This window comes from Acinetobacter lwoffii (assembly GCF_022809915.1).
GTDB classification, from domain to species: domain Bacteria; phylum Pseudomonadota; class Gammaproteobacteria; order Pseudomonadales; family Moraxellaceae; genus Acinetobacter; species Acinetobacter lwoffii_M.
Window position 1 is genome coordinate 1 of sequence record NZ_JALGQY010000046.1, and the last position, 15,243, is coordinate 15,243.

The window sequence follows — 15,243 nt, forward strand, 5'->3', positions numbered from 1 at the left end:
AGCTAACAAAGGAAAGCCACCTCTAAGGGCTGCTTAACCTCTACTTTTAACTTCGGTTATTTATGGGAGGATTACCCAACTACCATTATTTTTCATTTATTAACCTTATATAATTCTATATTTCTTCCGTATTTGAGCTATTCAACATTAGATTACTTAAATTATTTTTACCTTTAGTAGCTAAAACTTTAGCTACACTTGAAATATCATTTTTATTTCTATTTTGACTTAATTTAAATTTTCCCACTAAGTCTGTAATCTCAATTTGTATTCCTACAATATGTTTCATCCTTTCGTTGATAAAGTCCGCTGGTGCATCTGTCATTTTCCAAGGAATCTCTTGATTGGACTCATGTTCTCTAGTAAGACGAGCCAAAATACCTCTTAATATTTTCTCATCTTCAATAATTCTGGCCTTACCTTTTGCATGAATAACTACGTAGTTCCAAGTCGGAACAACTTTATGATGTTCAAATTTTCCTACATACCAATTAGGAGAGATATAAACATCATCAATTCGGAATATTACAAGTACATTGGCATCATTCTTTAAAACTTCAGCTAAAGGATTTTTTCTCGATATATGTGCCAATAATTTTCCACAATCCCCCTGATCAGGCACTAATTCAAAGGGAATATGGTTAGCATCTAACTCACCATTGAAATATGTAACGATACAACCGAAGGGATGTTTTTTTACTAAATCATGAAGAAGATTTATTCGTCTTTCTTCAAAATGAGGAGGTAAGTACATTTAGCTCTTTCTATAGTTTTGATGTTGTATTACATCAAATTAAGGTAATTAATGGCTACTTATCAACTCTTATTTAACATAATGGCGATTCTACCAAGCACAATCATATATTAATATAAATATAAATAACTTAGAAATTTAACACTGATCACAAAACGCATTGGTGAGCTTTTAAGCAAGTCTGTAATATTTTGCCAGTAAATTTGATTAAAAAAACGATCAATTTGGCAATCGGGGCCCATTTCATACGGATCCAAGTTCCAAAACTATTCCCAATTGCTGGGGATAAAATTTAGGCTATTTTATGCGCCCTGGCGTACATAAATTCTGGCCCTTTGCTACTATCTGGAACAGTGGAATTTTCCTATGATGAACTCGTCAGGAACAGGAAGTTCCATAACACATAAAACAAGAATTATAAGTTATTGCACATGGACCAGAGGGTACAACAGCACAATCAGCAACGATAAAAAAACCCCGGCAGGATGCCAGGGTTTTTTATTAAAAATATTATAAAAAACTAGGTTGTAATTGTTCTCTTTTTAAAGATTCTATACGTTCAAAAATTTTAATTTTTTTATTAGCATTTTTTAAAGAAGATTCAGACATCTTTTGAGTAATTAATAGCAATTCATCAGTGTTATAAACACGTTGAAACTTTCTTTCTTGTTGAAGAAAAACTGTAACTTTTTTACGCTGATTAATTAATTCAATAATATTTTTTAATGTTCCAGTACTTTGCTTATCCCAGAGCATCACTCCTATGTCAGCATCATTAGCTAAAACTAAATCCTTAGCTGTAAAGAAAGCCCTTGTTCCAAACTTATATTCTGTAATAACAGAATTAGTATGCCAGTTTCCAAGATTATTTCGAGGTTTCTTACCACTATGATAAACAGTAACTTTATCGTAGTTTTTACTATTTAAATATTCCTGAACAGCTTTATCAATTCCATCAGCATCTCCAAGGATAATTTCATATCCTTGGTCTATCATTTTATTGATACGCTTAGTAACGGATTCATCTAGCATTTGAATGCTAATAGAACCAGCAATAAAAATCTTTGTCACTGCTATTTCCAAGTCAATGCTGCCACATAAATTTTATTAATCTTAGGATAAGAGCTTAACATTTTACAAGCTGCTTCCATAGTGGCCCCTGTATCAAATAGATCATCGATTAAAAGAACATTCCAACATCCTTCATTTCGAATTCCATTAAAAATAGAGAAACTATTTATTAATGCAGCTTCTTTATCCTCTCTAGAGTGTAAGTCTTTTAGAGAAGTTCCATTTTTTGTTTTATGCAAGATATTTGTAAAGATGGGTACATTAAGAGCTTGGCCTAATCCTTCAGCCAAACCATACACAGGTTGACGATCTCTGGTGTTAGAAGCAGGCATAGGAATAATAAACTCTATTTTGTCTTGGAAATTTTCTTGTATGGATATAGCTAAAGCATCTACTAATTTAGGAATTTGCTCCCAATCATCTCTATATTTTAGTAAGAATAATGCTTGTCCTAATTCTGATCTTTTTGTATCAAACATCGGACGACCATATTCATTATCACCTATATATTCACTTTTTAAGACATGCTTATCTAAAACAATTCCTTTTTCCCAAGGGCCCTTAATTTCTCTAATATTCATATTAATAAAACTTTATAATTAACTATAATAGAATTATAAGTTAATTTAAAAAATAATAAATATCAATATCTTAATATTATTTAATAAGTTTTTAAAATTCTCTAGGCTTCCATACACTTAGACCTTTAGGCAATACAATTAGAGTTATAATTTGATCATATTTTTCTGAAATAATCTTATATTCAGTAAGGTACGCTTCTTTATCGGCATATTGAAACCATATAGTTGCTTTTATTTTTTCACCATTTTTTTCTTCAACTACTAAAGGATTAGCTGCTAAAGAACCATCCGGGATAGAAGTAACTGTTTTTTTAGTACTAAAAAAAGCTCCATTTTTAAAAGCAGAATTGCTTGAAAAAGCCCACTGCATAAACTCATCTCTAGAAACAACCAATATCACATTTTCATCAGTGAATTCTAGCCATCTCAAAATTGCAGCTGTCAGAGAAACTCCATATCTCAATGCACATAGAGATAAGGAGTAAATTAAGTTAGTAGTATCTACTTGTGTTCTAAAATCATCTATCGGCATAAGTAAATATGCAGCGAATTTATTGGCTTCAGTTTCAATAGAATTATTTGTATATAACTGGATATCATCATTTCCACATTGAAATTCACTTTGCAACGATCTATGAAGTAAATAATGTCCAAGTTCATGTGCTTTTGTGAATAGAATTCTTCCAGCTGATTCCACAGCTGGGTTATATAAAATAAACCACTGACTAGCATCATTTTTTAGTAAGGCACCATCAAATTTACCGACATTCAACTCTAGAATGTTGACAATAGGATCATCCCATTTAAAAATGTTAGCTGCTTCATAAGCAAGCATATCAACATTAATGGGAAATTTTTCCAAACATTGTACCTGACAAAAAACATCAAAAATCTTATGCAATCTATTCGCTGCTTTAGGTGGATGTAATTTTTCATCCATTATTATTTATTACCGGTAGTTTGAATTACAGCCATTATATTTCTTATTTGTTCTTTTTCTTGAGAACTTAAATTTTTATATTCACGGAAAAAAGCGTTATCAATATGCTTTTCATCGGGGGTGAGGGTATTAGCTTCTAGAAAAAAATCGACATCTACCCCTAATACCTTAGCTAATGCTGATAATTTTTCTGCTGAAGGCTTTTGTGATTCTCTATTTTCTAACTCCCACAAATAACTTTTACTTAATCCTGCACTTTGGGCTAGAGCTTCTAGAGTAAGTTTCTTCTCCTTTCTAAGAAGTCTGATTTTATCGCCAAGAAAAATTGCCATTTCAATATCCCCTTTTAGTTTAAGTTATATTTTACTAATAAAAAGTTCGGAATAGTGTAAAAAAAAGATTGACTATGTAAAAAAACGGATAAATAATGTACCAAAGTTCGGTATTCCGGAATTATTATCATGTTTTAAAAGTATTGGAGTTAATTGAATGACAACCTTTATAGATTATTTTAAAGTAGACCCTAATCAAAGTATTGATTTTCTTAACCTAAAATTGGAAAGAGATACGAAGATATTTCTAGATCCTTACAGCGTTGCAATGACAAACAATATTCATTGCATCAATGCTCATAAGTGTATTAAAGCGTTCATGGAAGTTCTATTATCAGCGTTAAAAAATGATGATCAAAAATTAGCTACTGAATTGTGTAGTTACTTTCATGAACCAAAAGGAACAGGAATTGGGTGGACAAAAAAAAGCTATAAAGGTCGTGGAGCAGGAGAAATTAAGGCATCTAAATTACTGGAAGCTTTAACTTCTTCTGAAGCAGTTATGTCTGGAGCGATAGAAGATTTAGAAGAGCTAATTCTAGTTGTTGATGGGTTAGGATTAGATACAATTTCAGATATAACTATTAATTTAGGAATGAAACACTTTATCGAATTTACACAAGAAAAATGTAATGAACTTAGCATTCCTTTAGAAAAGATAAGCAAAAAAATAAACTACTTCTGTCATTTAGAAAAAATCTGGAAGTCTGATTATTTTATGTTACCTCATGCACCTATAGGTGAAGAACAAGAGAAGGGGCTAATAGTATTATTACCTATTAATACCTTAGCAGGATTATCACCTTACGGAACATCATATTTCTTTACCAATATAGCTACACCACATTTTGTCAAAGAAGGTATTTCGGCTGGGGCATCATTTATAAGTGCTGCAAAATCAGGCGGCTATAAAGCTAATATTAAGAAAATGAGAGAAGATGAACGTTACAAAGGTGGTAAAAAGAGGATGAGTAAGTTCATAACAACCCATCCCGAAACTCTCAAAGAATATAGAGAAAAGGTAGCTTTATATCGCTACAAAAAAATTCGTAAAAATGACAATTAATTCAAGGAAATTCAGTATGTCTAAAAACTCCAAACAAACCTCTAATACTGTAAGTGCATTAGCCTCAGAAGTATTGCGAAATCCCTCATCTTCAGCAATTCAAAAACAGTTAGCGGGATCAGCCTTATCTCAAACACATTCTAGTAAGCAAACTGGAAGTAATATGGAAACTAAAGCATCGCAAGTGTTACAAAGCGATAAATATAGTGATACCACAAAATCATTAGCAGCATCTGTTCTTTCTCAATCTAACAAAGAAAGATAAGTGCAACATATATCAAATATATAAGCATCTTTCGAGATGCTTTTTATTTAACATAAAATCTCTTATACGAAATTTAGTTCGAATAACTAAATTTCGTATAGCCAGCAAAATTTTTTACTCACCAAAAATTTTATTAAAATTTCCGTAATCAGTTTTTTCTTTCAGCTTATTTAAAAGATAAGCCGTTTGAGCCGTATCTAAATGCCCTTCATCAATCAATTTGATTGAATCAGTTAATCCGATATTCAAATAACTTGAATGAATACTGACTTCTTTAGAATCATTTCCGAAAATGCCACTGAGTAAACTTCTAGGTTGTTGCTCGAGTTGCTCTAAAGCGTAGTTTTCAAAAACATCTACACCCCAAATTTCAGTATAGAAGTCTCTCTCATTGACATGCTCGCATACAAAAGCCACTTTGATGTGTGAAGCTCCAACACCATAAACATGTTTTTGTAATAGAAAATTTGCTAGACCAGCTTTAGTCTTATCCGTCAAATTAAATAAAGATGTACCTGTTAATTCGGGATAAAAAACGACTAAAGTTAATTGATAATCCTTGTCAAATCCCTCTTGTACAAAGCCATAGAAAATTTTAATTGGATGATTGTTGCTTACTTCACTTGGGTAATATGCTTCATATAACACTTTTCATCGTACTCCTATCTTTTCATGAACCATACTCAGGTTTTTCTGAGAAAATTATTAAAGAAAATCCTTAATTTTAGGCAGCTTTAAAGTCCTGAATCGTTTTTAAATTCGTGCGTTTTGGCATGTTATAGCACTCATAATATTTAGGCATTTCCAACGTTCCGTAAGAGCCGTTATACATCACCACGGCAGTACAAATCGGCAATTTAATAAATTCCGCAGGCTCAATAATGGATTCCAATTTAATGGACTTTGTTGTCCCTACGTTTTGCGATTTGTTGGAAGATGAGCCACTTGTTCGACTGGATGAATTTGTACCACTGGTTTGACTTGTACCTGCCGTTTCAGAAATGTAGGTTGTTTCAGTTTGACCGACCAATCGACTGCATTCTTCAGCCGATTCGATATCCCCAATTCTAAAAACGATTTTCAAATTACTCGAACCCATGAACATTTTGTCGCTATTTGCGCCATACAAGCGATTTAAGCCCTCTAAGCTCTGCAAGTATAGAAAGGTAGGCATATTTGCAGAACGTATCGTATTGAGCAAATCAGTGAATTTTGGAATAGGTGCACAATTAATGATTTCATCTAAGGCAATAAATACGGGTTTACGGTTTTGATTCGCTTGTAAAATACGCATGGTATGCGCCACCATTGCCCCGAATAGCGTAGCCGTTGAACTTTTATACTGTTGGTCAAACTGTAAAAATACAGCTTGTTTAGGCTGCATGAGAACTTCTTTTAAGTAGAAGCCTGGAGCATTATCTGATGTCGTTGCTCGAATACGATCATCATCAAGAAACTCAAAGGCTTTGGAAACTGCCGTCATCACAGATGCAAGCAAGCGATCATTTTGAGCAGTCCGAGAAATTTCTTTGGCAATATTGGAAACACTGGATTTTTCAGACTGTCTTAATGCCTTTAACAACTCATCATTGCTATCCATGCTATTAATATAATTTTGAGCATTCACAAGTGATGCCTTATCACTAAGTTCGATGAGAACAGCCTTCAGAATACGCCTAGCCAAGTCATTAAAAACCACCGATTCGGCTGTATCATCTTTAATGATAATGTTCAAAATCTCGTTGAGTTCTGCTGAATCCTTCACTTCTGAAAAAATATTGTAGTGGTCACTCTCAACATCGGTTGGATTAAAAACCCAATCTTTATAACCAAAAATTTTAAAGACATTGTTTGCTTTAAGAATCGCCCAAATTTCAGGCTTTACGTCCGTTGCCACGAAGCTACGCCCGGATTTCATCCACTCTACGATTTGAGAGATTAAAAATGTTGTTTTACCCGAGCCAGGTGCGCCCAAAACAATGCCCCGATCCTCATTGGTGACCCTTAAGCTTTCACGATGAAAAGACCAATTCAGGTGTTTTTGTTGCATGTCCTTCATTTGCTTCTTTGGTAAAATCCTATCCGTAAAAGCAATAAGGGGCGTTTTATTTTCAAATCCTTTATGCACTTCACTTAATAAGGTGCCATACCCTTCCGCAGACTCTTTTTTTATACGTTCTGCACGTGGTTTTGACTTGCCACCAGCAAAGTACAAAAATGCATAAAGACCAACAATCACAAGCCACGATACGAAATAATTATTATTTGAAACCACAACATAATGACTTGAAAGCAAATTTGTGATGTCGCTCAACAGATAGGTCTGGGCTAGAACTGCCAAACCGAAAAGAACAACATTATATAAAAACTCATGGTATGGATTATGCGCTTTAAAATGTGACTTTAAGCTCACAAAGAGCATGAGAAAAAGCGCAATAATGATTAAAACTAAAAGGGTATTCGCATAGCCAACCGAAAGTGGTTTAAGGTGCAAAGTTCTTATTAAAAACGTGTAATAAGCCATAAGAAAATCATGTACCACTTAATTATCCCCTTTTTGCTGTTGTTTACCCTCACAGGTATCTAAGAACTGAGGTTCAGAAACAGGACTTTTGAGCCACGAACAACGAACCGTATAGTAAAAAGATGCTTCTGAGCTTCTAAATTTAATTAAATTGTGAGTGGGTTTTAGCTCTGCTTTATCATTCCAAATCAAAAGTTTGCAATTAATACAACGACCACATAACGGTAATTTTGATCTTATTTCTGACGCAATCCCCATCTAGTTTTTACTCCATGAACCCAGGTACACGGACGTAATATTGATACGGCTATGTCCCAATTCTTCACTAATTAACATACGGATTTCTTTATCTTTGATCTTTTCATCAGCCGACAACACACGAGAACCGCCTACCGCAGGGCAATCAAACCCCATGAGTTCACGGTATCTGGTTTGAGCATAGCCATGCCTTAAGCCATGCGTTTGCCCAACACCCAGGGCATGCGTTACTGCCTCAAAATTGGCTTTGTGAGATTTATAGCTTTTTTCTTTTGGAATCATGGAACCGCCATTTTTCACGGCTTGAGCATAGGCATTTTTGAGTTCTTGACGTTGTTTTTCATTGGTTATGGGAATTGTTCGAGGTCTTCCGCCTTTGGTCCAACTGTCTTTTAAGCGGATATATTTAGCATTTTCAATTTTTTGACCATCTAAGGCATATTCAGGTTGGAATTTCATGCTTTCTTCACGTCTAAACCCGAAAGCGTCTTGTAAACGTAAGCTTTGCGCTATGTTTGTATCGGTTTTAGACAAATCCAGATCTTTTAAAGATATAGATTTATTTTCATTGGTGACATAGACACGATTTTCTATTTTATAAGTTGCATTGTCTTTGACGGCACCGCTATTGCTGACTTTTTCAGCCCACCACCTTACGGCCACCATTCGATTTTTTATCGTTCCTGTGGACACGCCATCCTTACGCCATTGCTCAAGCAATTTATTCACATGCCGACCTTTTAAATCTTTGGGCGACATGGTTTTAACGTCATAGCCATTCCTGGCAAGCTGTTCAGTGAATAATTTCAGCATAGCCCGTCTATTTGCTTGCGTGGCGTGTGAACCCTCACGGAACTTATTGCAGAGCTGATCAAATTGATATTCTAAGGTCATGATCCATCTTTTATTGGAGATGCTTGATTGATGAGTACAGCGCAGCTTTATGCTGTGCTACGGAATCAATTAAGTATCAATTTTTTAATTTAAAACTGGGTGAGATCCGATGTATTGGTTAGTGTTAAGAGCCGAATTAACGTTTTATCAAATTCAATTATAGAAATTGGTTCAATAAAAAATGCTCAAAAAATGGGTATAAAAATTCGAGAATCTTTAAGTCCAAATGTGTGAATACTTATAAAAATAAACCGTTTCTGCATATAGGATGAGAGCGATTAAAAGTATTTGATCTCCTGTATTTAGTTTATGTTTAAGCTGAAAAACGTAAATGAAAGTCAGCAAAGAAAAGTTATGAAAAAACAAAAAAGTCTGATCAGTATATGTGTGAATATTCTTCTATCACGCGGCAATAACTTCCAAAAATGTTTTGTATTGTAAGCAATATGAGGCTTTTCTCAGTCGTCACTACTTAAAGGTAGTGACGACTGGGGAGCCTGGCCACTGTTTACGCGTATAAAAAAGGGGAGCCGCCACCCTTTCGGGATGGCTCGGCTACTCCCGGAAAAATTTAGATGGGAGCTGGTAATCAGAGGGAATACGTTTTGAGATTTAGATTTTTTCTCGTCGCTCACACTCCGTTCGCCTTGTTTTTTTCTTTTGCTATTAAGAGGAATGATTAGAGCGAGTGTCTACGAGCGAACTAAGAAAATTTGCTTATCCCTTTCCCTGATTACAAGCTGCCCTACGTGTCAAGAACTCAGAATCAGAGCATCCCGAATGGGTGCGAACTGAATGCAGTTGTTTTAGGTCGAGCGAAGCGAGTAAAAAATGTATGAGCGAAGCGAATTCCGAGTTGCTTTTGCTTTTTCTTAAAGTCATGGAAATATTTATCAAAAATTGCCCCGCGAATCGAGCGATAGCGAGATTCAATAGAGTTTGAGCGAAGCGAAAACCAAGGGCAATTTTTCATTCCCTTTGTTTTTAATTATTTTAAGGTTTTTAAATGTTTTTAACTTAGTTTTAATTATTAAATTTCAATAACTAACTATTGTATTCCCCCACGTTTAGTTACCCATTCCCCCACGTTTAGTTACCCATTCCCCCACGTTTAGTTACCCATTCCCCCACGTTTAGTTACCCACTTAATTACACCCTTAACTAAATAGTTGTAGTTATACCCACATTGTTATAATCTGTGGGTATAAAAATATTTCAAATGAGTCTATGTCAAAAGAATTAGTTGTAAAAACCAATCGGTTAAACCAAGCTTTTCAAACTCTATCTTTATCAGAGTTTCATATTGTTCAATTAGCTATTGTTGATGCTAGACATACGGGTACAGGACTAAGTACAGATACTCCTTTACGAATAGATGCTTTGAGATATGCTGAAGTTTTTGGGACAACAAGGCAAAATGCTTATCAGAGAATGAAAGAAGCAGAGGATTCTTTATTTAATAGAAGATTTAGTTTCTTTGATGAGGATGGGAAGTTAGTCAAAAGTAGATGGATTCAACAAGTAAAATATTTAGATGATGAAGGGGCTATTGAACTTGTTTTCACACTAGCTGTTGTACAAGGCATAAGTAAAATTGATGGTATTAAAGACTTTTTTACTCAATATTTACTGAGCCAAACAGCCCAGCTTAACAGTACATATTCAGCAAGATTATATGAGTTACTAATTCAATGGAGAGCTGTTGGAAAAACACCTTTATTTGAATTAACAACTTTCAGAGAGCAACTTGGAATTGGTGTTAATGAATACAAGCGTATGGATCACTTTAAAACTAGAGTTCTTGACCTAGCCATTTCTGAAATTAGCGAAAAAACAGATATAGAGGCAACCTACCAACAGCATAAGAAAGGCCGTTCAATATCTGGTTTTTCTTTTTCTTTTAAGCAAAAAAAAATTAAGAACAAATCATTAGAAAATCAAACAATATCTGGGAATCTAGATCTTTTTTCAAAAAAAATGACTGACTCTCAACGTCACTTATTTTCCAATAAGTTATCTGAACTTCCTGAAATGAGTAAATACTCTCAAGGAACTGAAAGCTATCCTCAGTTTGCAGTAAGAATTGCTGAAATGCTTAAAGATTCTGAGAAGTTAAAAGAGTTTGCTCCAATGCTTGAAAAAGTTGGCTATCGTTAAATCGTTGATGTAACGTTACATCACTAAATATTGTCTACTGACATACAGACTTTTACTTGGGTTACATGATGAAAGCACTATCTGTTATTGAATTAGCTCAACTCTATGGAATGAATCGTCAAAGTATCTATAAACGTATAAAGAAAGGAGATTTATCAAAAAATAGTGATGGAAAAATAGATTTTTCAGAAGCTCTACGTGTATTTGGTGAACCATCCCAAAATAATAAGGGTGTAACCACGTTACAGTCTACTTCAGTACAAAAAGAGACAGAAGTAGACATGCTGAAGCAACAGGTAGACATACTAAAAAAACAGCTAGAACTTGCACATGAACGAGAAGTTTTTCAAAGAGAACAATTAGCAACAAAAGATAATCAGATAGAGGCGATACAACGCTTATTAGAAGCCCCCAAAGCCCATATGACTACGTTTACCGATCAAGAAACAATACAATCCAGTACAGTTAAAATAGATCCAAAACCGGATGACACAGAACCGAAACATGACGGATTGACTACTAATAGCCAAAAAGAAAATAAGCGTATTCCAGTGCCGGAGCACGTTGAATCGGAGCAGCCCAAAAGAGGGTGGTTAAGTCGCTTTTTCTTGCCGAATGGCTAAGGGCACTATTCAACTGAAATAATCAAACCCGTGGAACATTGCTTACTTATTGTGCGTGGAACATGAAAAATAAAACAACCTAAGAATGGCTGCTTAGGCTTTTTTATATAGAATAATATATTGATTATATTAAGGTTTTATTACTGAGTTCGCATAACATGTATTATATTAATTTTAGAAAAATTTGATGAATTAGAGGCTCAAGGATATGAAACATGTCTTTTAAAAAAAATACATTTGAACGTAATGATTTTATAGATATTTTGCGCTTTATCTCAATTACATTAGTTTTATTACATCATTTCAATATTCCCTACAAACTCTATGAAACATTTCTAACATTTGATTTTTTAAATGAAAGTTTTATAACAATGTTAGCAAGAAATGGGAATTATGGTGTAACCATGTTCTTTGTAATTTCAGGATACCTTATTACCTCTCACTCATTGAAAAGATGGAATGGTTTAAAAAATATAAATTATAAAAACTTTTATATTTCTAGATTCGCTCGAATTATACCCACACTAATATTATTAGTTCTTATTGTAAATGTACTAGGATTACTAGGTTTAAAACCTTTTATAACTCAAGCTCCTAATGGGATAGAAGTATCTCAGAATATTGTAAATATTGCTGCCTTAACTTTCTGGATGAATATATTAATTATCAATGCAGGATGGGTAAATTATGCATTAGGGGTGTTATGGTCACTTTCCGTTGAAGAAGTCTTTTACTTGTTCTTTCCAGTTATAGGTATATTCCTGAAGAAAGAAAGATTCTTTATTATTTTATGTATTATTTTAATTTTATTCTGTCCCTATTTTAGATACTTACACTATGGCAGTGAAAGTGGGGCATATTTATATCATTACTTTTCTAGCTTTGATGGAATAGCTTTTGGCTGTCTGACAGCAATTATTGCTGAACACTTCAAAATTTCATTTTTTATAAGTAAGTTGTTGAAGTTAATTACTATTCCTTTAATGATCTTTATTTATTTCTACGCGCCAATAAAAGAAACAAGTATTTGGGGGATCTCAGCGTTTGCACTGTGTACCAGTATACTAATCATGACAAGTTTACCAGGTAATAGCAGATATGAAAAAAGTAATTTATTAAATTTTATCAAAGGAATAGGAAGAAATAGTTATGAAATTTACTTATTTCATCTAGTGGTATTAGGCTTGATGAAGGTTGTATATATTCCACAAACAACTACTGGAAATATCAAGGTTCTATTACTGGTCATTTATATAGTCCTTACACTTATCCTTGGTTCACTTATAGCAAAATATTTTTCTAACCCTATTAATTCTAAAATTAGAAAAAAATGGATTAAAAAATAAATGAATAATATTTTCAACAACTTCAGATGATAGAGATGTTCAATGCTCGATAAAATTATTTTATGTCTTTGTTTAAGTCTATCTTCTGTTGCTATAGCAGAAAGTATAGACTCGGCTTCTAAAAAAACGCTTAAATTTGAATTTAAGGAGTATCCAGGTAAAAGTTATACCTTTGAAGAACTTAATTTAATTGTTGATAAAAATTTGAAAGTAATAGTATCAATTTTTCCAGAACTCCAAGGAATTTATGTGGATGAGAAAACTGGAGAAATTGTACTTACCGTTTTAAAAAATGAAACTGACTCAATTAGCCTTCAAAAAGTTAAATGTATATTAGGTCTACCAGTAAAATTAATGGTAATTACTGCCCCGCTTCTAAGAGAGTAAAATTTGCGTAAGATTATATTGAATAATTTGAAAAATCATTCATAAATAACAAAGATTAAGCCTCATTCATGAATAATTTTTAAGTCTATAGAATCTAAATTTCGAATAAATTATTTTTATAATTTTTCAATACCTCCAGGTAAAGCCAGTCTTGGTGAACAATAACTAGGTAATTTTTCACTTAACTTCATTTTTTCATCATCAAAAGCGATTCCTAAAAACTGTAAATTCTCACCTAATCTATAAACCTCTTTGGATTTAATATCTTTTAGACCTATCACCTTATTATAATTATCAGAAAAGACCTCATATTGTTTAGGTATGACTAGAGTATGTAGAGTTTCTCTATCACCTCTGACTATGATGGATAAACAGTTATTATGAAGGGTTAAATTTCCTTGAAAGATGGCTTCTAGTTGAGCTAGATTTGGATCAAACCTTACATCTCTAGCTAAAATAAAAAATTGCTTATAGTCACTTTTTAGAGGTTTGATATTAGTCTTTTCAGCAGATACTGATGGATCAATATCAGATTTATTGTTGCTGGTATACTTTTCATTAGTATCGAAAAAACAGCCATTTAGAAAAAATGAGCTGAATACTAAAATACAGGTCTGAATCTTCATGCTCAAATTTTCCTTATATCAATCTTTATAAATTTTTATACCATTCCTGACCAAATTATTCTGGTATGTTAAATGGGTTTACAAATAGATATGACATAAGGGAAGCACTGATACAAGTTCCTTTTAAATGACTTTAGCAACTCGATAAACAGTTGCAACTCCACAACTCACTGCTTTGGCAATTTCTTCCTTAGTCATATTTCCAGCCACCAGCAGTTCTTTTATGCGTTTATGTTTAGCCTCATTTGCCTTCTTACCTGTGGGCTTGTAACCCGAACGTGCCAGGCCCTGCTTAATACGTTCTATGCGTTTCTCATTATCCAGACGAGCCATCGTTGCTAGGAGATCAATCAGCATATTGTTGATGAGCTCCAGGATTGAATGAGTAATACTGTCACTGGTTTGAATCATTTGGTAGGTAGTAGGAAGATCTGCCACGACTAAACGAAGACCCTTTTCCTGGATCCTACGCTTCAGCTCTTGAAAATCCCTTTGGGTTAGGCGTGATAAGCGGTCAATACTTTCAACCAACAAAGTGTCATCTTGATTTGCTTCTGACAGTAGCTTATTCAATTCAGGTCGATCTAGCTTTGTACCACTATAGTTTTCCACGTACACAATGGTTTCACCCAAATTCAAGTTTTGGTTTAGATCCTGAAGAATCTGCAAAGCCCTTTTTGCATCTTGATCTTTAGTTGAAGCTCGTAGATAAATACGTGTATTCATTTCTATCATTTAGTCTTAATTCGATTAGATCAATGATAATACTATCATTTAATTATTTCATTAAGTTTAATGATAGAAATTATATGTTATTTGGCTCGTTATCATTCAGCTATAGTCTTTTAATAGAAGAAAGACTGACAGAGGGGCATGCTTTTTAAGCTCATATAAAGTACATATTTTATTAATTTTAGGAAATCTTAAACTAAATTAATCAAAATAATTTTCTAGTTCACTCCAACTTGGTAATTCTAAATATTCTTTATCTACATGTACTACAGGAGCCCAATTACTCTTTGAGTTAAGACAGAAGCCTAATCTTTTATTAATTACTGGCCTCTCATTTAACAATCCAAGTGGAATCCATATGAATGAGCTATTTCCAACTCTATTAGGAACAGGAGATCCACAACTTGTACAAAAGCAGGAAGTAAAACCTGAATCTTTTTTAAATGTGCCAATGGAATCCGTACCAGAAACCCACTCAAATACCATCTCATTCACCAATGTAGCTGCATTTGCTCCCGTACCACTTTGTTTACGACATAAACTGCAATGACAGTGATACATCGTCTGAATATCTTTGTTAATTAAGAATCGAACCTTACTACACAAGCAACGGTAATCCCCCCTAAAAATAAAAGGATCTAAAAGTAGAATTTTCTCTTAAGATACGAGCAGGAGATTCTGCATGAA

At 33.6% G+C, this 15,243-nt stretch carries 17 protein-coding genes; 6 read left to right on the forward strand and 11 right to left on the reverse strand.

The genetic code is table 11. The features are described 5' to 3' along the window. Nucleotides 1-115: 115 nt before the first annotated feature. From MTX11_RS15445 to MTX11_RS15465, 5 genes are all read right to left on the reverse strand, one after another. Nucleotides 116-754 (reverse strand): FMN-binding negative transcriptional regulator, encoded by a 639-nt coding sequence (locus tag MTX11_RS15445; RefSeq protein WP_243475516.1) that lies wholly within the window; start codon nucleotides 752-754, stop codon nucleotides 116-118. 510 nt (nucleotides 755-1,264) lie between these two features. Then, nucleotides 1,265-1,837 carry a hypothetical protein gene (locus MTX11_RS15450; protein ID WP_243475517.1) on the reverse strand — a complete coding sequence of 191 codons (573 nt, stop codon included), beginning with the start codon at nucleotides 1,835-1,837 and terminating at the stop codon, nucleotides 1,265-1,267. Beyond that, nucleotides 1,828-2,406: a ComF family protein gene (locus MTX11_RS15455; RefSeq protein ID WP_243475518.1), complete on the reverse strand. Its 579-nt coding sequence runs from the start codon at nucleotides 2,404-2,406 to the stop codon at nucleotides 1,828-1,830. Before MTX11_RS15455 ends, MTX11_RS15450 begins: the two co-directional genes overlap by 10 nt. 91 nt (nucleotides 2,407-2,497) lie before the next feature. Beyond that, entirely contained in the window at nucleotides 2,498-3,346 is an 849-nt protein-coding gene (locus MTX11_RS15460) for an ImmA/IrrE family metallo-endopeptidase (protein ID WP_243475519.1), read from the reverse strand. 2 nt (nucleotides 3,347-3,348) lie between these two features. Next, a complete protein-coding gene (locus MTX11_RS15465) occupies nucleotides 3,349-3,678 on the reverse strand; it encodes a helix-turn-helix domain-containing protein (protein WP_243475520.1) in 330 nt (109 codons plus the stop codon). 157 nt (nucleotides 3,679-3,835) lie between these two features. On the opposite strand from MTX11_RS15465, the gene MTX11_RS15470 reads away from it, so the two are divergent. Both MTX11_RS15470 and MTX11_RS15475 read left to right on the forward strand, forming a co-directional pair. Beyond that, entirely contained in the window at nucleotides 3,836-4,744 is a 909-nt protein-coding gene (locus MTX11_RS15470) for a hypothetical protein (RefSeq protein WP_243475521.1), read from the forward strand. Between the two features lie 16 nt (nucleotides 4,745-4,760). Beyond that, complete coding sequence (locus MTX11_RS15475) at nucleotides 4,761-5,009, forward strand: hypothetical protein (protein ID WP_243475522.1); 249 nt, start codon at nucleotides 4,761-4,763, stop codon at nucleotides 5,007-5,009. A 114-nt stretch (nucleotides 5,010-5,123) separates the two neighbouring features. Here the strand turns inward: MTX11_RS15475 and MTX11_RS15480 are convergent, their stop codons facing one another. From MTX11_RS15480 to MTX11_RS15490, 3 genes are all read right to left on the reverse strand, one after another. Continuing rightward, on the reverse strand, nucleotides 5,124-5,657 hold the full coding sequence (locus tag MTX11_RS15480) for a hypothetical protein (protein ID WP_243475523.1): 534 nt from the start codon (nucleotides 5,655-5,657) through the stop codon (nucleotides 5,124-5,126). Between the two features lie 76 nt (nucleotides 5,658-5,733). Next, nucleotides 5,734-7,551 carry a type IV secretory system conjugative DNA transfer family protein gene (locus MTX11_RS15485; protein WP_338129144.1) on the reverse strand — a complete coding sequence of 606 codons (1,818 nt, stop codon included), beginning with the start codon at nucleotides 7,549-7,551 and terminating at the stop codon, nucleotides 5,734-5,736. A 240-nt stretch (nucleotides 7,552-7,791) separates the two neighbouring features. Beyond that, a complete protein-coding gene (locus tag MTX11_RS15490) occupies nucleotides 7,792-8,685 on the reverse strand; it encodes a phage integrase N-terminal domain-containing protein (RefSeq protein ID WP_243475525.1) in 894 nt (297 codons plus the stop codon). 1,227 nt (nucleotides 8,686-9,912) lie between these two features. Here MTX11_RS15490 and repM point away from each other — a divergent pair. From repM to MTX11_RS15510, 4 genes are all read left to right on the forward strand, one after another. Next, a complete protein-coding gene (gene repM / locus MTX11_RS15495) occupies nucleotides 9,913-10,842 on the forward strand; it encodes a replication initiation protein RepM (protein WP_243475526.1) in 930 nt (309 codons plus the stop codon). A gap of 68 nt (nucleotides 10,843-10,910) precedes the next feature. Beyond that, nucleotides 10,911-11,465: a plasmid replication DNA-binding protein gene (locus tag MTX11_RS15500; RefSeq protein ID WP_243475527.1), complete on the forward strand. Its 555-nt coding sequence runs from the start codon at nucleotides 10,911-10,913 to the stop codon at nucleotides 11,463-11,465. Nucleotides 11,466-11,680: 215 nt separating this feature from the next. Next, nucleotides 11,681-12,811: an acyltransferase family protein gene (locus MTX11_RS15505; RefSeq protein ID WP_243475528.1), complete on the forward strand. Its 1,131-nt coding sequence runs from the start codon at nucleotides 11,681-11,683 to the stop codon at nucleotides 12,809-12,811. Between the two features lie 42 nt (nucleotides 12,812-12,853). Beyond that, nucleotides 12,854-13,198 (forward strand): hypothetical protein, encoded by a 345-nt coding sequence (locus MTX11_RS15510; protein WP_243475529.1) that lies wholly within the window; start codon nucleotides 12,854-12,856, stop codon nucleotides 13,196-13,198. 116 nt (nucleotides 13,199-13,314) lie between these two features. On the opposite strand, the gene MTX11_RS15515 is transcribed toward MTX11_RS15510, so the two are convergent. The 3 genes from MTX11_RS15515 to MTX11_RS15525 all read right to left on the reverse strand — a co-directional run bounded on the left by MTX11_RS15515 (nucleotide 13,315) and on the right by MTX11_RS15525 (nucleotide 15,186). Further along, the gene (locus MTX11_RS15515) at nucleotides 13,315-13,824 is read right to left on the reverse strand and encodes a hypothetical protein (RefSeq protein ID WP_243475530.1); all 510 of its coding nucleotides are present in this window, start codon (nucleotides 13,822-13,824) and stop codon (nucleotides 13,315-13,317) included. A 123-nt stretch (nucleotides 13,825-13,947) separates the two neighbouring features. Next, a complete protein-coding gene (locus MTX11_RS15520) occupies nucleotides 13,948-14,559 on the reverse strand; it encodes a recombinase family protein (RefSeq protein WP_243475531.1) in 612 nt (203 codons plus the stop codon). A 198-nt stretch (nucleotides 14,560-14,757) separates the two neighbouring features. Next, nucleotides 14,758-15,186: a GFA family protein gene (locus tag MTX11_RS15525; RefSeq protein ID WP_478250645.1), complete on the reverse strand. Its 429-nt coding sequence runs from the start codon at nucleotides 15,184-15,186 to the stop codon at nucleotides 14,758-14,760. Between the last annotated feature and the right edge of the window lie 57 nt (nucleotides 15,187-15,243).